A 21,506-nucleotide genomic window follows, 5' to 3' on the forward strand; every position below is an offset into this window, starting at 1 on the left:
ACAATGTAGAAACGCTCTCAGCCAAGGCATTTCCTCTCTTTACACGTGGGGGTCAGCTACTATGCTCAATCAACGGTTTTTGTAAATGTTATTTTATTTCTATAATGATACGGATGCCGTTAGTTCATGTCAAGAGGTTAAAGAAAATTTCGTTACGATCTTTCCATTTTCTTTTTCAGTAGCTTAACTTCTTTCAACGATAACCCGAACTCGGAGGCAAGTTCCACATTTAAAGCATCTTTCTCACGTTCTAGAAACTGGTGAAAATCCACACCGAACAGCTGGTTATCACCATTTGCATTCATAAACCCTTTTTCACTTGACCTCAATTCCATCATCCTTTCAAAACATTCCTTAACTCTATCATTTCCAATTACCTATTTTTATTTCGTTTTAGAGGAATTTAATTTTTTTTATCGTATTAAAACCATAAGGGATTTTTTCGATAAATCGTCGAAATTTTGATCAATATCTAAGTGAAAAGATCCGATATTACTATGGGGGTTTGTATTTCAAACAGGAGGTGAAGATGATTAAGAAAATAATTGCATCTATACTGATTGTGCTCATAATCATTCCTTTTCAGCCACTTGAAGCTGATTATGCACATGCAGAAGCCGGCACGGCCACGATCAGTGTTTCGACTCTGAATGTTCGTACGGGGCCAGGACTCAGTTATCCGGTTCTGACGAAGGTACATAGAGGGGAAGAGTACAGTATAGTAGACACACAAAATGATTGGTATAAGGTCAGGACCGATAGTCGTGAGGGCTGGGTAGCCGAATGGTTAGTCTCAGTAGAACCTGCTGCTTCCGATGTTTCTCCAAAACAGGAAGGACAGGTGAACACCGATGGATTACGCGTCAGAAAAGGGCCCAGCACCTCTGAAGGAGTTGTGACGGTTTTAAACTCTGGTGATAGGGTATCCGTTTCCGACGAAGAGGGTGACTGGCTGTTCATCGAATGGGGAAAGAACAGCGGCTGGGTGTATGAGGAATACGTGTCGGAAAACAACACAACTTCTTCCCCATCGAAAAAGAGTGAGAATGAACAAGGGATTATCACCGACAACTCCCTTAATGTTCGAACCTCCCCTTCTCTTCAAAGTTCCGTCCTTGGAGTATTAAATAAGGGAGATCACGTAGAGGTAACAGGAAGTGTCAGCGGGTGGTACGAGATTCAATTTGGCAGCGACAAGGCATGGGTGAACGATGCCTATGTAGAATTCTCGTCGAGCGCTAATGAAGAGGAGCCTGCCTCCTCATCCACAGATCTTATAGGAATCATTACGGTTCACGGTTTAAATGTCCGTGATGAAACCTCCTTAAACGGGAGTATCGTTGGAAAGGTCTCAAAAGGAGAGAAATATTCCTTATTAAAAGAGAAAAACAATTGGTATCAGATTAAACTCTCAAATGGGAAAAAAGGCTGGATTGCCGGTTGGTATGTCCAAAAAACCGTTACTGCCTCCGCCCATGAGGGGGAACCATCTTCAGAAAATGAAAACGTCACCGTTCTATACAATGGTACCAACATCAGAAGTGAAGCAAACGCCGGAGCAAGCGTTATCGAACGAGGCTCCAGTGGTGACACCTTCCCCGTTATTAGCAAAAACGGAGATTGGTATGAAATTGAATTAGAAGACGGCAGTGCAGGTTTTGTTGCCGGCTGGGTTGTGTCCATCCGATCCAGCACCGGGGAAAACACCACTCCTTCACGTAACCGGAACGGTGGCTTACAAGATAAAGTCGTGGTGATTGATCCGGGGCATGGAGGCAGAGACAGTGGAACGACCGGAGCAAGTGGGACATTGGAAAAGATCCTTACCATGAAAACCGGGGAACTCCTTGCCGAAAAGCTAAAGAGCGCTGGAGCCAAAGTGGTCTTAACAAGGAAAAACGATGAATATCTTTCATTACCATCAAGGGTATCATTATCTCATTATTATCAGGCTGATGCCTTTATCAGCCTCCATTTTGACAGCATTCTTGATTCCTCTATCGTCGGGCATACTACCTACTATTATCAAGGTCAGCAGAAAGAACTGGCAGATGAAATTCATGGAAGCTTGGCAGATCGTTTACCGACGAAAGACCGCGGTGTACGAGTAGGAGATTATCACGTTGTTCGTGAAAACAATCAGCCGGCGGTCCTTTTGGAGCTGGGATTCTTAAGTAATCCAGCAGAGGAAGCCAATGTCAATACACAGTATTTTCAAGACCTGGCGGCAACGGCTATCTATCACGGATTAGGGGATTATTTTTCCGACTGATGCTGCGCAGAGAACAACATGCTATATGAATAAAATAAGAAAAGCTGATCCTGAATTATTTGCAGGATCAGCTTTTCTTTATTTACTTTCTATAATTAACGTAACAGGACCATCATTTGTTAATTTCACGTCCATCATGGCTCCAAATACGCCCGTTTCCACTTTAATACCTTTTTCTTTTAATACCTTATTAAAGTAGTCGTAAACAGACTCTGCGTGATCGGGCTTCGCTGCACTCATGAAGTTTGGCCTTCTCCCCTTACGGCAGTCCCCGTAAAGAGTGAATTGAGAGATGGAGAGAATTTCCCCTTCTACATTCAGTAAAGAATGATTCATCTTCCCCTCTTCGTCTTCAAAAATACGCAGGTTCACTACTTTGTCTGCAACATAACGAGCGTCTTCTTCCGTATCTTCATGGGTAATCCCCACAAGCAATACAACACCTGAACGAATGGCTCCCTTTACTTCTCCATCAACAGTGACGGAGGCTTCTTTACTCCTTTGCAGTACAACCTTCATAAAGAAATCTCCTTTAGTTCATGATTCGTCTTACAGCATAAATATCTGAAATTTGTTTAATTCTCTCCACGACTTTGTGTAAATGGGAGATGTTGTGAATCGAAATGGACATATTAATGGTTGCCACTTTATTTCGATCGGATTTTCCACTTACAGCCGATATATTCGTCTTCGTCTCGTTTACCGCCTGAAGCACTTCATTCAAAAGGCCTCTGCGATCGTAACCGGAGATTTCAATATCCACATTGTATTCTTTACGGTCATTTCTATCACTTTCCCATGACACTGGAATGAGACGCTGCTCTACTTCATCCGCCATTACGTTTGTACAGTCGTCACGATGCACAGAAACCCCACGGCCTTTCGTGATAAACCCTACGATCTCATCCCCGGGAACAGGGCTGCAGCAACGGGATAAACGGATAAGAAGATTGTCAATGCCCTCTACCTGGACACCGGCATCTTTTTTACGCTTGACTGGTTGGGCATTCAATTCCTTCATCGTTTCTTCCAGGCTGTCTTCCTGTTCACGTTTCTTCCGGTCTTTCTCCGTTAAGCGATTGGCGATTTGAGCCGCCGTAATCCCGTTATAGCCAACGGCTGCATACATATCTTCTTCGTTTGAGAAGTTAAACTTCTCAGATACACGTTTAATATTTTCAGGAGTAAGGATTTCTTTCACATCGAAATCTTGATTCTTGATTTCTTTTTCTACTAAATCCCGGCCTTTTTCAATATTTTCTTCTCTTCGCTGCTTTTTGAAGAATTGCTTGATCTTATTCTTCGCTTGAGACGTTTGCGCAAGCTTCAGCCAATCCTGACTGGGGCCGTAAGAATGTTTGGACGTGAGAATTTCAATGATATCCCCCGTTTTCAACTTATAGTCAAGAGTGACCATCTTACCATTTACCTTGGCACCGATCGTTTTGTTACCGATTTCTGAGTGTATACGATAAGAAAAGTCAATCGGAACAGATCCCGATGGCAGTTCCAGTACATCTCCTTTAGGTGTGAACACAAAGACCATATCAGAGAAGAGATCAATCTTAAGAGACTCCATGAACTCTTCCGCATTGGCAGATTCGTTCTGGAACTCCAATATTTCCCTGAACCAGGAAAGTTTCTTCTCGAAGGAAACCTTTTCGTTCGCTTCTTCTTTTCCTTCTTTATATGCCCAGTGTGCCGCCACACCGTATTCAGCGATTTGGTGCATTTCAAGCGTTCTGATTTGCACTTCAAGAGGATCCCCTTTAGGACCGATGACAGTTGTATGAAGAGATTGATACATATTCGGCTTCGGCATGGCAATATAATCTTTGAACCTGCCAGGCATTGGCTTCCAGCACGTGTGAACGATTCCCAAAACCGCATAGCAATCCTTAATGCTATCTACTACTACACGCACTGCCAATAGGTCATATATTTCATTAAACTGCTTGTTTTGAAGAGCCATTTTGCGATAAATGCTGTAAATATGTTTAGGACGGCCAGAGATTTCCGCTGTGATTTTCACGTCGCCTAACTTATCCTTAACCTCATTTACAACGTCCTCTAAATACTCTTCACGCTCCGCACGCTTTTTCTTCATCAGGTTGACAATACGATAATACTGTTGAGGATTTAAATATCTCAACGAAGTATCCTCTAATTCCCACTTAATCTTCGAAATCCCTAAACGATGTGCCAAAGGAGCAAAGATTTCCAGTGTTTCATTTGCAATTCTTCGCTGCTTCTCCTGTGGCAAATGTTTCAACGTTCTCATATTATGCAGACGGTCTGCCAATTTAATCAGAATGACACGGATATCCTGAGCCATCGCCACAAACATTTTCCGGTGATTTTCAGCCTGCTGCTCTTCCTGTGACTTGTATTTAATCTTTCCAAGCTTTGTGACCCCATCTACAAGCATGGCCACTTCGGCATTGAATGCTTCCTCAATTTCCCCAAGAGAAACGCCTGTATCCTCCACTACATCATGAAGAAAACCGGCAGCGACGGTTGCCGGATCCATTTCCAGATCCGCGAGTATTCCCGCTACCTGGATGGGATGAATGATATAGGGTTCACCAGACTTACGGTACTGCTCACTATGGGCATCCCTTGCATACTCATAGGCTTTCTGGACCATCTCTACATGCTCATCGTTTAAGTATTCTCTTGTTTTATCAATAACCTGTTCAGGGGTTAGTACTTGATCTTTAGCCATGATCAAAATCACCTTTGTATTTTAATATATTTCACTAGTGTTCGATTTTAATGATTGTTACTATTATCAAAAAAAAATAGGGTTATGTAAAGGGGTTAGTGTAAAATTCTCAGATTCCATCTATTTTCGTCGATAATTGTCGACGAAAAAATCCGCATTATCCACATCCAGCATCTAATTGACCCTTCCAAATAAAAAATAAGGGCTGACATTCAAAACCAGATGTCAGTCCCTTAAGTTAACAGTATATCACAAAGTATATACGTATATGAAAATTGATAAACAATTAGTATTGCATTAATGTAAGAATATCATAGTTGTCAAGCTTGTCGCGGCCATCCAGGTACGTTAATTCGATTAAGAATGCCGTACCAGCAACAATTCCACCTAATTCTTCTACAAGCTTAATGGTAGCTTCGATCGTCCCACCAGTTGCAAGCAAGTCGTCCGTGATAAGAACTCGTTGTCCAGGTTTGATTGCGTCTTTATGAATCGTCAAAGCATCTTTACCGTACTCTAATCCGTATTCTTTTTGAATGGTTTCACGCGGTAACTTACCAGGTTTACGTACAGGAGCAAAACCCACTCCCAATGCATAAGCCACTGGGCATCCAATGATGAACCCTCGCGCTTCTGGTCCCACAACAAGGTCGATTTGTTTCTCTTTTGCATACTCTACGATTTGATCTGTCGCATATCTATATGCATCACCATTATCCATTAATGTAGTGATGTCTTTAAACTTAATTCCTTCTTTAGGCCAATCCTCAACGATCGTAACATATTGTTTTAAGTTCATGCTCTTACTTCCTCCTCAATTGTAACAGACTCTTCTATCCTTTCATTAAACCAAGTCTTCAACTCTTGATAGGAAGAATATAACAATTCGTTTTCAAGCTCGTATTGTTGTTGTTTCTTCTGATATGTTAGAGATTCAGAAAGATCTTTCTTGGTTTTCTCAGGATTGAGAGAAATAAATCCATTCACTATTGTAACAAACTTCAAATCAAAAAACACCTGTGACATGAAATCTATTGTTTCTTTTGACCAGCCTTTGTATTTCGCCAGGTCATCACCATGTTTATTTAAATCAAATGATCCACGCTTTGTTAAAAATCCATAGTACCATTTGAAGTGCTCACGTGTTGGCATCGTACTGAAAAAATGATCTTCTTCCTGGAAGAAATGGGCATAAATCCGATGAGGATGACCTTTCTTCAAGAGCTCTTCCAGTATAGGTTTGGAAACGGGCAGATCCAGAAGAACCAGGCTTGCCTTATCGGTGGAAATTCCTTCAAGTGAAGAACCATCCTCAAGTAGCATAACTTCATCTTTTTCCAGACTCAGCTTTTCTAAAGTAGCCGGATTAAAACAAATAATTTTTTTATTTTCATCAGGGATAAGCCCATTCCATTTATGGACTTGTTTAATCCCGCGAACATCAAATAATTGCCAATGTTCAATTTTGACATCTTGTAAAAACACCTGAGGCTTCTTGCGATTATTCCATTCATTAATCGATAATTCACCTATAACAGAGGCATTCGAAAATGGTGTCATATGATCTGCCAGTTCTCCCAATCCAAAACCGACACCATCCAATTGTACGCCCTTGTCTTCTAAGACCAGCTTCAAATGATTTTGTGCAGATCCGATTTTTTTATAGTGTTCGATGCTTACATTGTCTATGATCCACTTCGGTTTTGGATTATGCATCCCAAAAGGGGCCAGAAGCTGAAGCTTTTCAATCGACTCTACGGAGATTTCGTCGACCGTAACAGAAGCATCAAGCTGAGTGACCGGTATAAAGTCATCTTCCGTTAATTCTATAGAGGCCAATTCATTCAGCCTGTCCCTGAACTGTTCGACATCTTTCAACTGTAAGGTCATGCCTGCCGCCATCGGATGGCCTCCAAAATGGGGCAGAATATCACGACAGGTTGATAAATTCTTGAACAAATCAAAACCTGCGATACTTCTTGCGGATCCCTTTGCCGTTCCTTTCTCAGAATCGAAACTAAGCACGATGGTTGGACGATAAAACTTATCCACTAAGCGTGAAGCTACAATTCCGACTACTCCAGGGTTCCAGCCTTCTTTCCCAATTACAAGGACAGAGTTATCGTTTAGAGGAAAATCATTCTCCACCATCTCAACCGCTTCTTCGGTCATTTGAAACACGATCGCCTGTCTTTCTTTATTCAAGCTGTCAATTTCTTCAGCCAGGGCCTTTGCTTCCTCAGCATCTTCTGTGAGCATAAGATCAACGGCAGGGTCTGCATCCCCTAACCGCCCAACAGCATTTATACGGGGAGCAATCATGAATCCAATGGATTCTTCCGTAATTTCTTGTTGGTGGGCATTTGCAATCCTGCATAATGCTTTTATTCCCAATCGGTTTGATACCCGAAGCTGGGCAATCCCACGCTTGGCCAGAAGGCGATTTTCACCTCTTAACGGTACTAAATCGGCGATGGTCCCAATCGCAGCAAGATCAAGCAGATGGACAGGCAGTTCACCGTAAAGGGCATGAGCCAGTTTAAATGCTACTCCTACTCCTGCCAGTTCTCCAAATGGATAGGTGGTCCCTTCGACCTTTGGATGAATCAAGGCAAAAGCCGGAGGTAATTCCGGTCCAGGTTCATGGTGATCCGTAATGATCAAATCGACTTCCAGTTCTTTTGCCAATTTTGCTTCGTTCACAGCGGATATTCCCGTATCGACTGTTATGATGAGCGTGAATTCCTCGTCCTTTGCCCAGCGAAAAGCACCTTCATTAGGGCCATATCCTTCGCTGAACCGGTTTGGAATATAGAATTCCACCTCTGCTCCAAGGTCCCTTAACACTGTCATCAATACCGACGTACTGCTGACCCCATCAGCATCATAGTCTCCATAAACAAGAATCTTCTCCCCATTTTCAATGGCTCTATGGATTCTTTCCGTTGCTTTTTTCATATCTTCAAAAAGAAATGGATCGTGAAATGAATCGCCTGTATCAAATAAAAAATTCCGGGCTTCTTCAACATCTTCCAAGTCCCGGTTGATTAATAGTTTCGCCACAAGCGAAGGTACTTTTAATTCATTTGCCAATTCTGATATTTTATGTTGATCTGATTCTGTCATCATCCAACGTGTTTTTGAGTTTAACATACGTTCACCCCTCAGCCTTACTCATTATACAAAAAGGAAGGGTTGGTTTCAATCTTAATAGAAGGAGGGTTTTTTCTTATACAATAAAAAAACAGCCTGGTGGCAAAACCACCAAGCTGTTTACTCTCCCGTTTCCCCTACTGAGCCGGGAGCACTCTTTTTCAAAGGGACTTTTTCTGCCTTTTCTTTATGCATACCTTCAGCTTGTTCTTTTAACAGTAAATTTTCTTTCTCTAAAGCCTTTACTTTTCGTTGGACGACGAATAATCGAAACAGTCCAACCGAGCCGATAATGATTCCCCCCATGAATACAGATCCGAGTATGACTAATATAAGTGGCCAATCAGCTTCACCAAAGAAATAATTGACGGTGACAGGATCTACATTGATGACAGCGAAAACGGAAACCACCAATGCAAAGAAAATACCTAATAATAATGTCCACTGAAATTTCATCGGATTCCCCTCCTTATGATAAGTCTATTTGTTCATCCCTTTCTTCAGAATCCGGATTATACGGATTAATATGAATGAACACATCATTCACATTGGATTCTTCAAGAAGTTTCTTCTTCACCTGCTTCCCGACGCGATGACCATCCTCGACAGTCATATGCGGATCTACACTGATTTTCAAATCAATGATAACGTAATGCCCATGTTCCCTGGCATGGAGTTCATTGATTTCCTTCACCTCAGGGACAGAGTCCACCATTTTACGAAAGGGTACGATATCCTCCTCGTGCATTACGTGATCCAGCGTATTATGTATGGATTCAGCTCCCAAGTGCCAGGCCATCCTGAGGACAAGGAGTGAAACAAAGATACCGGCTACGGGATCTGCGTATACAAGCCAGCTTATATCGAATTTCCCTCCGAGGATGGATGCGGAAATCCCGACAAGTGCCGCAATGGATGAAAAGACATCTGAACGATGCTCATATGCATTGACGATCAAAGCATCACTCTTTATTCTTTTACCCAATCGATATTTGTATTGAAACATTGCTTCCTTCACAATAATGGAAAAGATGACGGCATAGATAGCAATCGCTGTTGGAGGTGTTAAAGGATGAAAGAAAGATTCTATGGACGATTTTCCAATCTCAATCCCTACTAAAAACAATAAGACGGCCACAATGATTGCTGCTATGGACTCGGCCTTCCCGTGCCCATATGGATGATCCTGATCAGGAGGCTGCTTAGCTGCACGTAATCCGATAAAGACGGCGAGAGACCCTGCAACATCCGAGGCAGAGTGAACGGCATCTGCAATCAACGCTCTACTATTTCCTAATGTACCGGCTCCCCACTTAATAACCGCCAGTACAATATTCCCTACAACACCAATCATTGCAGCTATTTCAGCTTTCCTAAAACGGTCTTCATGATTCAACGGTGTCGCCTCCTTTCAACTATTAGTATTGTAACCCAATACCGTAAAAAAACAAAAAAAGACAGGTCCGGGGAGAAGCTCTCCCCGGACCCATTCATACTCTTATACTTGTGGTTCGTCTGACCACGTTTTCTTTTCTTTCACGGTTTTGATCGTACCTGTTTTCTTCAGTTCTTTCTTCTTCAACACCAGCCAAACTTGAGAGGCAATGAATACAGAAGAATACGTACCTGAAATCAACCCGACCAATAAGGCAATGGAGAAGTTACGAATGGACTCACTACCAAAGATCATGAGAGCCAGAACCGTAAACACCACCGTTAATACGGTATTCACCGAACGCCCCATCGTTTGTCTGATACTTTGGTTCACGACATCTTCTATATCTTTATCCGTTTTCAGTCGACGCTTCTTATGAAGGTTTTCCCTGAGCCGGTCAAAGGTAACGATCGTATCATTTATAGAGTAACCGACAATGGTTAAGACCGCTGCGATAAATGTAAGATCTACCTCAAGTCTTGTTAAACTGAAGAAGGCAATGATAAAGAATGCATCATGCAGGAGTGCAAGGATCGCACCGGCTGCCATTCTCCATTCAAAGCGGAATGTCACATAGATGACAATCCCGATCGATGCGATTGCAACAGCGATCATCGCATTTTTAGCAAGCTCTTTCCCGATAACAGGTGAAACGGTGCTGATGCTTGGTTCCGCTCCGTACAGTTCATTAAATCGGTCCTTTAATGCGGCGATCTCATCTTTGTTTAAATCTTCCGTATAGCGAACGACGGCGATATTCCCATCGTCCCCTGAAATCACGACATCTTCAGAAGGCAAATCAAGCTCTGTTAATTCCTCTTGAATTTCTTCTGTCTTTAAGCTTTGATTGGCAAGGATTTCCATACGTGAACCACTCACGAAGTCGATCCCTAAATTCAATCTGAATATAGCCAGGATGATGATTCCCGCCGTAATCAGGATAGCTGATAATCCGAAGAATTTTTTGCGCTGTGCAGCAAAATCAAAGCGATCGAAACGAGTTGGCAGATCCAGCGTATCGTAATTTTCCGCCAGGTCTTTGATTTCGTTTTGGCTCACACCGAACCAGCCTGGTTTTGTATTAAAGAAGCGGCTGTTTACCCACAGTCCAAGTAATAAACGTGAACCCCATACAGCTGTAACGAAGCTTGTCAGGATACTGACAATCAGCATCGTTGCAAATCCTTTTACGGAGCTTGTTCCATATAAGAATAGTACTGTTGCTGCAAGGATCGTTGTTACGTTAGCATCCAATATCGTTAAGAATGAAGATTTATTACCCGCTTGGAAGGCTGAACGAATCGGCTTTCCAACGCGCATTTCTTCTTTGATCCGTTCATAGGTGATGATATTGGCATCGACGGCCATACCGACCCCAAGGATGAGTGCTGCAATTCCAGGGAGTGTCAGGACCCCATTCATTAAATCGAAAATCAATAGAATTAAGTAAATATAAGCTGAAAGTGTAATCGTAGCAATCAGGCCCGGGAAACGGTAATACGCAATCATGAATAAGAAGATGATCGCAATCCCGATGATACCGGCAGTGACTGTTTTATCAAGAGCCTGCTGACCGAACTTTGCCCCGACAGAAGTTGAATATATTTCATCCAGCTTTACAGGGAGTGCTCCTGCATTCAATAAGGAAGCAAGATTCTGAGCACGCTCAACAGTGAAATTCCCTTCAATGATGACTTCATCGGAGTTTATCGGCTGTCTTACAGCGGGATCAGACAAGAATTTCGGATCTTCTTTCCCCACTTCAGCTTGATAAGAATCTTTTCCTTCCTCGAAATCCAACCAGATCACCAGCTGATTTTGAGGAGCCATTGCTGATATTTCCTTTGTCAATTCATAGAATTTTTCACGATCTTTTAATTTCAAGGAAACGATTGGATTGTTCTTGTCATCGAAGGTTTGCTTCGCAGAACCGGATGCAAGATCCGAACCATCCAACCGGACTTTATCATTTACGTCGCGGAACGACAGGTTGGCTTGAGTGGACAAGATTTCTCTTGCTTCGTTTTGATCTTCCACTCCTGCTAATTGAACACGGATCCGGTTTCCATCTTCAATTTGAATATTAGGCTCACTGACACCCAATACGTTAATACGCTTGTCCAATGCATCGGCTGTATTGGACACCGTTTCTTTCGTAATTTCCTGACCCTTCTTAATCTCTTGAACTTCATAAAGAACTTCAAATCCGCCTTGCAGGTCCAATCCTAATTTAATGTTATCGACAATACTTTTCGTTGTTCCTCCCATAGTACCTGCAAGTAATACCACAAGTATAAAGAAGGCAATTATTCGGCCACGCTTTACCATTATGTATAGATCCTCCTTGCCGTTTTAAAAACCATACGAACTATGTGCTTCAAAAAGTAATATAATTCCTGAAATCTTCGGGCATTCTCATTATCTACGAGAAAGAAAAAGGTGTCAATTTCTTTTCGGGCTATTTTCCGTGCTTATTAGGACGAAGAAGTTCGTTCAACTCATCTTCATTCACATCTGCGAACCAATTGGGAGACCTGTATGCTTCAATCGTTTCAAAGCTCATATACTCCCCGGGTTTAACCGTTAACACATCACTCACTAACTGAAAGAATTTCACATCCGTTTCGGGTTTCTTCCATTTTTTCTTCGTTAAGTAGGACCAAAGTCGGCCGACATCTGCTTTTCCATAGCCAAGAATTTCAAATTCTTCTACTTTGCTTATTAGTGCTGGTTCTAACGATTCATAGAAACGATCATAAGGATGCTGATTATTCTTCATTCCCCGTTCACCCCATCTGGGCTAAATATAGCCGGAATTGTTCACTACTTGTCATGCTTTGTCCACCCTTGTGCATATACATCATTGTATACGATAATACCAATTTTGAGAAGGCAGGGAATTTTATGTCAAAATTTCTTAAGGGCACTATGATCTTAATGATGGCAGCCTTTATTACTAGAATATTAGGGTTTGTAAACCGGATCGTCGTTGCAAGATTCATCGGTGAAGAAGGCGTCGGTCTTTTTATGATGGCTTTTCCGACCCTGATCCTTGTCATCACCATCACTCAACTGGGCCTTCCTGTAGCCATCTCAAAAAATGTGGCTGAAGCTGAATCCAGGGGAGATATCCGGAAGGTCAAAAAAATATTGGTGGTTTCCTTATCGATCACACTCGGGCTTTCCATCATCTTCACCCCGGCTCTCATTCTGCTTGCTCCCTACTTGACCGAAGCTTTATTTACTGATGATCGAATCTATTATCCCCTGGTTGCCATCGCTCCGATCATTCCGATTGTAGCGATTTCCTCTGTCATCAGAGGCTATTTCCAGGGAAGACAGAACATGAAGCCATCTGCATATTCTCAAGTCATTGAGCAAGTGGTCCGGATTACGTTGATAGCCGTCTTAACGAAAACCTTTCTTCCATATGGGATTGAATATGCAGCCGCAGCTGCAATGGTAGCATCCGTATTAGGGGAACTCGCATCTCTACTTTACCTGTTCGCCAGCTTCAAATTAAAGAAAAAGTTCAAAATTAGACGAAATTTCTTCACCTCGATCCGAAATGGACGGGAGACGTTTAATGAATTGATGAGTGTGGCCTTGCCTACAACCGGGAGTAGAATGATTGGGTCGATTGCCTGGTTTTTCGAACCGATAGTCGTGGTCAATAGCTTAGCCCTTGCTGGAGTGGCGGCCGGAATGGCAACGAAACAGTATGGATCTCTTACAGGGTATGCCCTACCTCTCTTGTTTCTTCCGTCATTCATTACACTCTCATTATCTCAATCTCTTGTACCTGCCATAAGCGAAGCCAACTCTCAAAAAAACTTCACATTAATTGAGCATAGGCTTCAACAGGCTCTGAGATTCTGCTTGATTACGGGTGGTATATCCGTTGTCATCCTTTACGTCTATGCCAAGCCTCTTATGCAGGTGATGTACGGAAGCGAAAGTGGTGCAGGTTTCTTAATGATCATGGCCCCTTTCTTTATATTTTATTATTATCAAGGGCCCCTGCAAGCTGTTCTCCAAGCTCTGAACCTGGCAAGAGCCGCAATGATCAACAGCTTAATAGGTGCCGTGGTAAAAACCGGTGTCATCTTCATTCTTGCCTCCCAACCCGCGTTTGGCATCAATGGGGCAGCTCTCGGGATTGTAACAGGATTTATGCTCGTCACCATGCTTCATTTCATGACCATCCTTAAATATATCCCGATGACGATTTACTTAAGGGATTACTTAAAGATCGGCTTCGTACTGATTGTCACAGGATTATGGGCTCATTATTCGTATCTATACTTATTTAGCGGTGAAGGCCTGGTGTTCCGCTTATTAATTGGAGTCATGTCTTCAACGATTGTATACCTTCTCCTCTCCATCGGTCTTAAGCTTATCGTGAAAAACGACCTTGCGCGCATTCCATTCATCCGCCGATTTATTACAGTATAATCATCACACATAAAAACTCCTCAACATGTTGTTGAGGAGTTTTTACATGAACGGTAACAGATCCTGCATTTTAAAGATTAATGATTTTTTTCGTCAATATAGAATTGCCCATTCTGAAAGCTGCAGAATGAAATCTCTTGTATATTCTTAAAGCCTCTATCCCTCATTTCCTTTCGTAACCAGAAAACCGTTTTCCCGATCATATCCAGATGAGTGGTTTGGACCTGCCCATCTAATATCAACGGCAAAGTCAGGGACTGAGATGCTTGCTCCTCATCATCTTTTTTTAATACAGATAATTTACCTGAAGGTTCCAAAATTGCAAATTCGACATCTGCCAGATTAAAGATATCTTTTTCTCTTAATTGCAGAAGTAAATCATCATAGTTATACCTCTGTTTTTTCATCACCTTATCATCGATTATTCCGTTATGGATGATAACGGATGGTTTCCCATCTAACAGTTCACGAAACGGTTTGGATCGCAGGGAAAACCATGCAAATACGATTTGTATCATCACAATGACCCCCATTGGAAGCAACGTGTGGATGATGGGGTCCTTAGGTTGCTCAATGGCCATGACAGCCATCTCGGCAATCATGATAAAGACCACTAAATCCAGTATGCTTAGTTCACCGATCTCTCTTTTTCCCATGATTCGAAAAATAAAGATGATCAAAAAATAAAGAAAAAGAGTGCGTATAATAATTAGGAAATATTCCTCCACTACTTTTCCCCCTCATACATTCGTCTTATGTAGTATCGACAGTTAGAGAAATTTAATGGGAGGAATATTTATCCACCTAAAAATGGCTGAATATATTTGAAATACACATAAATCGTTGAAACAGCAAGGGAAATCAACGTCACGGGTACACCAATAAGTAAATATTGATAAAACTTGATATGTACATCTTCTTTTGATGCCAGTCCTGCAATCACAAGATTTGATGAAGAACCAAGCAATGTACCGTTCCCGCCTAAACAAGCACCTAGAGCCAACGACCACCATAATGGATCCATATTGACCATACCGAATTCACCAAATTCCTGGATGACCGGAATCATGGCAGCTACAAATGGAATGTTATCTACAATGGCAGACAATATACCGGTCCCCCATAAAATGACGAATGCCGTTTTCTTCATATCTCCATCTGTTAACCGCAAAATTTCACGGGCGATTTCATCTATGAAGCCTGCCTCTTCGATCCCTCCCACAAGAAGGAATAAGCCCATAAAGAAAAACAGCGTCCCCCACTCCACCTCTTTTAATATCGATTCTGGAGGATGAATTTTTTCGAGAAGCAGCATTAACAGAACCGCCCCGGCAAGGGAGACGGTCGTTACATCGAGATGAAACATCGGATATAAAGAAAAGCCGACCAACACTAGGCCAAGCACAAACAGGGACTGAAGGAGCCCCCTGTCTTTCTTTAAATACTCCTCTGCCTTAATTCCTTTAAGAAGTAATTTCCTGTCTTCCTTTACGTGGAGGACTTCTTTGTATAGGACACACATGATGATTAACGTAACAATATAAACCAGCAAAACGACGGGTAATAAATTTTCAATAAATGCATTAAACGTAAAGTGTTTAACCGCCTGACCGATCATCATATTAGGTGGGTCGCCAATCAAAGTCGCCGTTCCCCCAATATTACAAGCGAGGATCGTCATAATCAGAAAAGGAATGGGAGGAAGTTCAAGTAACTTCGTAAGTTTAAAAAGGATTGGTACTAGTAACATGGCAATCGTTACGTTAGCCAAAAAGGCAGAGCCAATCGCCGCCAATAAGGAAAAAAGGGTCAGAAGGGCCAGTCCATTCCCATTCACCCATTGTGCAAACCGGATGGCAATATACTCAAAGAACCCCGTTTTACTCGTCAACGTCACAATTAACATCATAGAAAACAGCAGAGTGATGGTTTTCCAATCTATATACGTAAACAACGCCTTCTCAATTGGAAAAGCCCCGATTAAAAGCATGGCAACACCGCCTGCCATGGCAGCCAATACCCGGTTCCATTTCTCAGTCATCAGCAGGATGTATACAGAAACAAACACAATCAACACGATTATCGGAGACATGGTCACAGCCCCTCCTTCTCCAGGAAGTTTCATACTAGTCTATGAGGCTTGACCATGAAAAATTTCTAGTCTTTTTCAAGGGATGGATGAATATGCTTGTACTATCACATGAATAAAATTTAATGAGTTAGAAGGGAGAGGACCATCATCGAGGCGAAAAAAATGGGAGGTGCCGTTCTATACGGGACAACAACCATATTTGTCATAGCGATTGTCGCAAGCTTATTATTCTCTTTGCTGCTTCGGTTTACAGAACTGACTGAAAGCTCCATCACATTATTTGTCACCATCATATCGTTTCTGTCTTTATTTGTTGGCGGATTTATGTCTGGTGGAAAAGGAAAAACAAAAGGATGGGCTCTCGGAGGATCAACCGGGCTCATTTACACCCTGGTCATCTTCTTATTTCAATACCTCGGGTACGATAGTCTGTTTTCAATAGAGCAGCTTATCTATCACGGCTGCTACATCCTCACAGCCATGATGGGGGGGATCCTCGGGGTGAATATGAGTGGTGGAAAAAGGGAGAATTAGTCCCCTCACCAAATAAATAAGGGTCCCTCCCAAAGTGCCTTGGCACAATGATGAGGAACCCTTTTTTATTATACTTGATCTGCTCTCACTACTTCTCTGATCGCATTACGATCATATGTAAGACGGCTACCGTCACCACATAGAATGACTACTTTTCCTTCTTCGATAGCATCGATCGCACCGTGCAATCCACCGATCGTGATGATTCTATCACCCTTGGCAAGCTCATTTTGCATTTTTGAAACGGCTTTTTGACGCTTTTGCTGAGGACGGATCAGTAAAAAGTAAAACAGAACGAACATTAATATTAAAGGTAAAATTGTTCCTAAACTTCCTCCCATTCTTTTCCCCTCCTTTCAATTATCTATTTATGGTTTAGCTTTAGAAGTTTTTCGCATCAGGCCGGTTGAATCCGTATTGCTCGAAAAATTCTTCTCTAAAGTCTCCTAGACGATCTTCACGAATCGCTTGTCTGACTTGCTCCATTAATTTTAACAGAAAATGAAGATTATGATAAGTCGTAAGGCGAATTCCGAACGTTTCGTCACATTTAATTAAATGACGGATATACGCACGGCTATAATTTTTACATGTATAGCAATCGCAATTCTCATCAATCGGTCTGAAATCCCTTGCGAATTTTGCGTTTTTCACAACCAGACGGCCTTCGCTTGTCATAAGTGTCCCGTTACGGGCAATACGGGTTGGAAGCACACAATCAAACATATCAATTCCACGAATCGATCCATCAATAAGGGAATCAGGAGAGCCCACACCCATTAAATAACGAGGTTTATCAGATGGCAGGTGAGGCGTCGTGAAATCCAGTACCCGGTTCATGACGTCCTTCGGCTCCCCGACAGAAAGGCCTCCCACAGCATAACCAGGGAAATCAAGGGAAACGAGATCACGGGCACTTTGTTTACGAAGCTCTTCATACTCCCCACCTTGCACGATTCCGAATAATCCTTGATCCTGCGGTCGCTGATGTGCAGCTAAGCATCGTTCTGCCCATCTGGACGTACGCTCTACAGAACTCTTCATATACTCATATTCTGCTGGATACGGCGGACATTCATCAAAGGCCATCATAATATCAGAGCCCAGGGCATTCTGAATATCCATCGCTTTCTCTGGACTAAGGAAAAGCTTATCTCCATTCAAATGATGACGGAAATGCACACCCTCTTCTTCAATCTGACGAAGCTTACTTAAACTGAACACCTGGAATCCACCGGAATCAGTCAGGATGGCACGGTCCCAGTTCATGAATTTATGAAGGCCGCCTGCTTCCCTGATAATCTCGTGTCCGGGGCGTAACCATAAATGGTACGTGTTACTTAGAATGATCCCGGCATCCATTGATTTTAAATCCTCTGGAGACATGGTCTTTACTGTAGCCAACGTCCCAACAGGCATAAAGACCGGCGTTTCAAATGAACCATGTGGTGTATGTACACGCCCAAGTCTCGCTCCCGTTTGTTTACATGTTTTGATTAATTCATATTTAATTGCAGTCAACGTGCGAATTCTCCTTCCGATTTCCATAGGGGTTAACATTATTTGTCCCCATGTATATTACTTAGGGTGTTTTAGTAACATTGTTGATAAGCGAGTAGTGATTGATTTCCACTCCAGGATGCTCGCTTTCCGCGGGGCTGGCGGTGAGCCTCCTCGGCGCAAGCGCCTGTGGGGTCTCACCTGTCCAGCTATTCCCGAAAGGAGTCGAGCACCTTCCGTTCCAATCAACTTCTTGGTAAACCCATTACGTTTACAAAACCTATATCAAAAACAACGACTTTTTGTTAAAGAGAGCCATTACTTAATAAACATCGCATCTCCAAAGCTGAAGAAACGGTATTGTTCTTTGACGGCCGTTTGATAGGCATGCATCACGTTTTCCTGTCCCGCAAAGGCACTGACTAGCATGATCAGGGTCGATTTCGGTAAATGGAAATTGGTAATTAACCCGTCGATCCCTTTGAACTCATATCCAGGATAGATGAATATATTGGTCCAGCCGTTCTCTTCCACGAATGTCCCATGCTTCGTTGCAATGGTTTCGAGGGTACGTGTTGACGTTGTTCCGACTGTTACGATTCGCCCTCCCTTTGCTTTCACATCGTTCAATAGACGGGCGGTTCCTTCAGATACCTGATAGAACTCAGCATGCATATCATGTTCCTCGATCGTATCGACGGAAACCGGTCTGAACGTACCCAGCCCCACATGAAGGGTAATAAACGCAATGTGTACACCCTTTGCTTTCAGTTCTTCCAGCAGTTCTTCCGTAAAGTGAAGACCGGCCGTCGGAGCTGCCGCTGACCCTCTTTCCCTTGCAAATACGGTTTGGTAGCGGTCCTGCTCTTCCAATCGCTCGCGAATATATGGAGGAAGGGGCATTTCTCCCAATTCATCAAGAACCTCATAGAAGATCCCTTCGTAATGGAATTCAAGAATCCTTCCCCCATGCTCTTTTAAACCAACACAGGTAGCCCTTAATTTTCCGTCTCCAAAGATAATCTCTGTACCGATGCGAATTCGTTTCGCTGGCTTAACAAGGGTCTCCCACTGGTCTCCATCCTCTTGTTTCAATAGAAGCACTTCAATATTGGCACCCGTATCTTCTTTTTGTCCAAAAAGACGTGCCGGTAGTACTCTTGTGTCATTTAAAACGAGACAATCCCCTTCGTGAAGGAAATCCACGATATTTTTAAAATGGAGGTGATCTATGGATCCATCCTTTTTATCCAACACCATCAGTTTACTCTCGGAACGATTCTCCAGAGGAGTCTGGGCAATCAGTTCTTCCGGTAAATGAAAATCAAAATCTTCTACTTTCACAATTTGTCACCTAGCTTATTTAAATCTCACCCATGATTCCTATTTAAATCGCCCAATTAAATATAAGACAACGGAAAGTATAACACTTAACAGAATAGAAGTCATAAGTGGAAAATAAAATGTTGTGTTTTCTTTTTTAATAATAATGTCTCCAGGAAGCTTACCTATTTTGATAAATTGCATCAGGAATCCGATAATAAGAATGATTCCACCTATAATCATTAGTAACTTAGGCAATCCCGTCAATTGTTTGGCACCTCCAACTGGAAATGTTCATACACAAGATGAGTGACGATCCTCCCTCTTGGAGTCCGTTGGATAAATCCAATTTGCAAAAGGTACGGCTCGTATACATCTTCAATCGTATGGGACTCTTCCCCGATACTCGCTGCTATTGTATCAAGTCCTACCGGCCCGCCTCTAAAGCGCTCGATGATGCCCTTAAGAAGCTTATGGTCGATATGATCAAGACCCAGTTTGTCTACTTGAAGAAGCTCGAGGGCTTCCCTTGAAAGGTTGGTCGTAATATCCCCATTGCCCTTCACCTGAGCAAAATCCCTCACCCTTCGGAGTAACCGATTGGCGATACGTGGAGTCCCCCTCGACCTGCGGGCCAATTCTTCAGATGCAGTCGCTTCGATCTTTGTATTTAAAATCGCGGCTGTCCGCTGAACAATTTCATTCAACTGTTCCTCATTATAATATTCCAAACGGCATAAAACTCCAAATCGGTCACGGAGAGGGGCTGATAATGCACCGGCGCGGGTCGTCGCTCCCACGAGGGTGAAAGGCGGAAGGTCTAAACGAACAGACCGGGCACTCGGACCATTCCCTATGACAATATCTAAACAAAAGTCTTCCATTGCCGGATAAAGAACCTCTTCGATCGCCCGTGGCAAACGATGGATTTCATCGATAAACAACACATCACCAGGTTCCAGTGCCGTCAGGACGGCAGCTAAATCTCCCGGTCTCTCAATAGCAGGGCCGGATGTGGTGCGCATGTTTACGCCCATCTCATTTGCAATGACAGCAGCGAGGGTTGTTTTCCCCAATCCTGGTGGGCCGTAAAGAAGAACATGATCCAGGGTTTCCTGACGCATCTTTGCCGCTTCAATGAAAACCTCCAGATTATGCTTTACTTTATCTTGTCCAATATATTGTTTTATTGTCTGAGGACGCAAGGAATATTCAAAGGAATCTTCATTTAACTCTGATTCGCCTGATACGATTCTTTCTTCCATCCAGACTTCCTCCCTTCATGGAATCCACTTATTTCAATAGGAGCTGAAGAGCTTTCCTGATGATTTCGTCTGATGTGTGCCCTTCTCCTTTTAACTTTGGAGTGATTTTCTTGATTTCACGTTCAGAATAGCCAAGGGCTTTAAGTGCAAGAATCGCTTCATCAAATGCCTCATCCTTCCCTGAGGAGACTTCAGACCCCTCTGGATTTGAGAATAAACTTGGAAAATAATCAGGTACAACATCCTGAAGCTTCCCTTTTAAATCCAGGATCATCTGACGTGCTGTCTTCTTACCCACACCGGGAAACTTCGTCAAAAAACTCTCATTCTCTTCTTCAATGGCGGTGATTACCTGCTGGGGGGCACCCGAGGCCAAAATCGCTAAAGCTCCTTTTGGACCAATTCCTGAAACATTTAATAGTTTCATAAATAGCAATTTTTCTTCCATTGCAAGAAAGCCATAAAGGGCAATAAGATCTTCACGCACATGCTGATATGTAAAAATCTGAATCTCTTGATTTTGATATTTAGAATAAACAAACGGATTCGCCGTATACAACTGAAATCCGATTCCACTATTCTCCACCACTACGTACTCGGGACCCACTTGAGTCACTGTCCCTTTTATATATTCATACATCTCATTCTCTCCTTGTTCCCACTATCACTATTTATCTAAAGTCTTTCATACCATGTTAAAAAGTCATATAAAACCTATTGTATCATATCACTATTTGAAGTGATGGGAAAGA

General features: G+C 42.6%; 20 protein-coding genes and 1 other annotated feature (1 of these 21 cut by a window edge). Of the genes, 3 read left to right on the forward strand and 17 right to left on the reverse strand.

Going from position 1 to position 21,506, the window contains the following annotated elements:
- Positions 1–82 (reverse strand) — a binding site (T-box leader); it reaches 148 nt to the left of the window's first position.
- Between the two features lie 70 nt (positions 83–152).
- Entirely contained in the window at positions 153–335 is a 183-nt protein-coding gene (locus AC6CIB_RS14210; protein WP_397540966.1) for an RNA polymerase subunit sigma-70, read from the reverse strand.
- A 194-nt stretch (positions 336–529) separates the two neighbouring features.
- Between AC6CIB_RS14210 and AC6CIB_RS14215 the strand changes: the two genes are divergently transcribed.
- Positions 530–2,272, forward strand: a complete 1,743-nt coding sequence (locus AC6CIB_RS14215) for an N-acetylmuramoyl-L-alanine amidase family protein (protein ID WP_498281680.1) — start codon at positions 530–532, stop codon at positions 2,270–2,272.
- A 78-nt stretch (positions 2,273–2,350) separates the two neighbouring features.
- Here the strand turns inward: AC6CIB_RS14215 and dtd are convergent, their stop codons facing one another.
- From dtd to AC6CIB_RS14255, 8 genes are all read right to left on the reverse strand, one after another.
- Complete coding sequence (gene dtd, locus AC6CIB_RS14220) at positions 2,351–2,791, reverse strand: D-aminoacyl-tRNA deacylase (RefSeq protein ID WP_498281682.1); 441 nt, start codon at positions 2,789–2,791, stop codon at positions 2,351–2,353.
- 13 nt (positions 2,792–2,804) lie between these two features.
- Complete coding sequence (locus tag AC6CIB_RS14225; RefSeq protein WP_498281684.1) at positions 2,805–4,997, reverse strand: RelA/SpoT family protein; 2,193 nt, start codon at positions 4,995–4,997, stop codon at positions 2,805–2,807.
- A gap of 286 nt (positions 4,998–5,283) precedes the next feature.
- The gene (locus AC6CIB_RS14230; protein ID WP_498281686.1) at positions 5,284–5,796 is read right to left on the reverse strand and encodes an adenine phosphoribosyltransferase; all 513 of its coding nucleotides are present in this window, start codon (positions 5,794–5,796) and stop codon (positions 5,284–5,286) included.
- Positions 5,793–8,150, reverse strand: coding sequence for a single-stranded-DNA-specific exonuclease RecJ (gene recJ / locus AC6CIB_RS14235; RefSeq protein ID WP_498281688.1), 2,358 nt, complete (start codon positions 8,148–8,150; stop codon positions 5,793–5,795). The genes AC6CIB_RS14230 and recJ overlap by 4 nt, the downstream gene beginning before the upstream one ends.
- Positions 8,151–8,270: 120 nt before the next feature.
- A complete protein-coding gene (locus AC6CIB_RS14240) occupies positions 8,271–8,606 on the reverse strand; it encodes a LapA family protein (RefSeq protein ID WP_149156362.1) in 336 nt (111 codons plus the stop codon).
- Positions 8,607–8,619: 13 nt separating this feature from the next.
- Entirely contained in the window at positions 8,620–9,504 is an 885-nt protein-coding gene (locus tag AC6CIB_RS14245) for a cation diffusion facilitator family transporter (protein ID WP_498282179.1), read from the reverse strand.
- Between the two features lie 144 nt (positions 9,505–9,648).
- Positions 9,649–11,913, reverse strand: a complete 2,265-nt coding sequence (gene secDF / locus AC6CIB_RS14250) for a protein translocase subunit SecDF (protein WP_498281690.1) — start codon at positions 11,911–11,913, stop codon at positions 9,649–9,651.
- 130 nt (positions 11,914–12,043) lie between these two features.
- The gene (locus tag AC6CIB_RS14255) at positions 12,044–12,364 is read right to left on the reverse strand and encodes a post-transcriptional regulator (protein WP_148969790.1); all 321 of its coding nucleotides are present in this window, start codon (positions 12,362–12,364) and stop codon (positions 12,044–12,046) included.
- Between the two features lie 125 nt (positions 12,365–12,489).
- On the opposite strand from AC6CIB_RS14255, the gene spoVB reads away from it, so the two are divergent.
- A complete protein-coding gene (gene spoVB / locus AC6CIB_RS14260; RefSeq protein ID WP_498281692.1) occupies positions 12,490–14,040 on the forward strand; it encodes a stage V sporulation protein B in 1,551 nt (516 codons plus the stop codon).
- Positions 14,041–14,117: 77 nt separating this feature from the next.
- Here spoVB and AC6CIB_RS14265 read toward each other — a convergent pair whose 3' ends face one another.
- Together AC6CIB_RS14265 and AC6CIB_RS14270 are read right to left on the reverse strand one after the other, a co-directional pair.
- Positions 14,118–14,768, reverse strand: coding sequence for a DUF421 domain-containing protein (locus tag AC6CIB_RS14265; protein WP_498281694.1), 651 nt, complete (start codon positions 14,766–14,768; stop codon positions 14,118–14,120).
- 68 nt (positions 14,769–14,836) lie between these two features.
- Complete coding sequence (locus AC6CIB_RS14270; protein WP_498281696.1) at positions 14,837–16,132, reverse strand: ArsB/NhaD family transporter; 1,296 nt, start codon at positions 16,130–16,132, stop codon at positions 14,837–14,839.
- 162 nt (positions 16,133–16,294) lie between these two features.
- Here AC6CIB_RS14270 and AC6CIB_RS14275 point away from each other — a divergent pair, with 162 nt between their 5' ends.
- On the forward strand, positions 16,295–16,666 hold the full coding sequence (locus AC6CIB_RS14275; protein WP_498281698.1) for a TIGR04086 family membrane protein: 372 nt from the start codon (positions 16,295–16,297) through the stop codon (positions 16,664–16,666).
- 68 nt (positions 16,667–16,734) lie between these two features.
- Here AC6CIB_RS14275 and yajC read toward each other — a convergent pair whose 3' ends face one another.
- The 6 genes from yajC to ruvA form a co-directional block, all read right to left on the reverse strand.
- The gene (gene yajC / locus AC6CIB_RS14280) at positions 16,735–17,007 is read right to left on the reverse strand and encodes a preprotein translocase subunit YajC (protein WP_498281700.1); all 273 of its coding nucleotides are present in this window, start codon (positions 17,005–17,007) and stop codon (positions 16,735–16,737) included.
- A 40-nt stretch (positions 17,008–17,047) separates the two neighbouring features.
- Positions 17,048–18,187: a tRNA guanosine(34) transglycosylase Tgt gene (gene tgt / locus AC6CIB_RS14285; RefSeq protein ID WP_498281702.1), complete on the reverse strand. Its 1,140-nt coding sequence runs from the start codon at positions 18,185–18,187 to the stop codon at positions 17,048–17,050.
- 297 nt (positions 18,188–18,484) lie between these two features.
- Positions 18,485–19,510: a tRNA preQ1(34) S-adenosylmethionine ribosyltransferase-isomerase QueA gene (gene queA, locus AC6CIB_RS14290; protein ID WP_498281704.1), complete on the reverse strand. Its 1,026-nt coding sequence runs from the start codon at positions 19,508–19,510 to the stop codon at positions 18,485–18,487.
- A 39-nt stretch (positions 19,511–19,549) separates the two neighbouring features.
- The gene (locus AC6CIB_RS14295; RefSeq protein ID WP_498281706.1) at positions 19,550–19,756 is read right to left on the reverse strand and encodes a DUF2905 domain-containing protein; all 207 of its coding nucleotides are present in this window, start codon (positions 19,754–19,756) and stop codon (positions 19,550–19,552) included.
- On the reverse strand, positions 19,753–20,754 hold the full coding sequence (gene ruvB / locus AC6CIB_RS14300; protein WP_498281708.1) for a Holliday junction branch migration DNA helicase RuvB: 1,002 nt from the start codon (positions 20,752–20,754) through the stop codon (positions 19,753–19,755). The genes AC6CIB_RS14295 and ruvB overlap by 4 nt, the downstream gene beginning before the upstream one ends.
- Positions 20,755–20,782: 28 nt before the next feature.
- A complete protein-coding gene (ruvA, locus tag AC6CIB_RS14305) occupies positions 20,783–21,394 on the reverse strand; it encodes a Holliday junction branch migration protein RuvA (protein WP_498281710.1) in 612 nt (203 codons plus the stop codon).
- Positions 21,395–21,506 lie beyond the last annotated feature (112 nt).

Source organism: Rossellomorea sp. GQ25 (assembly GCF_059758515.1).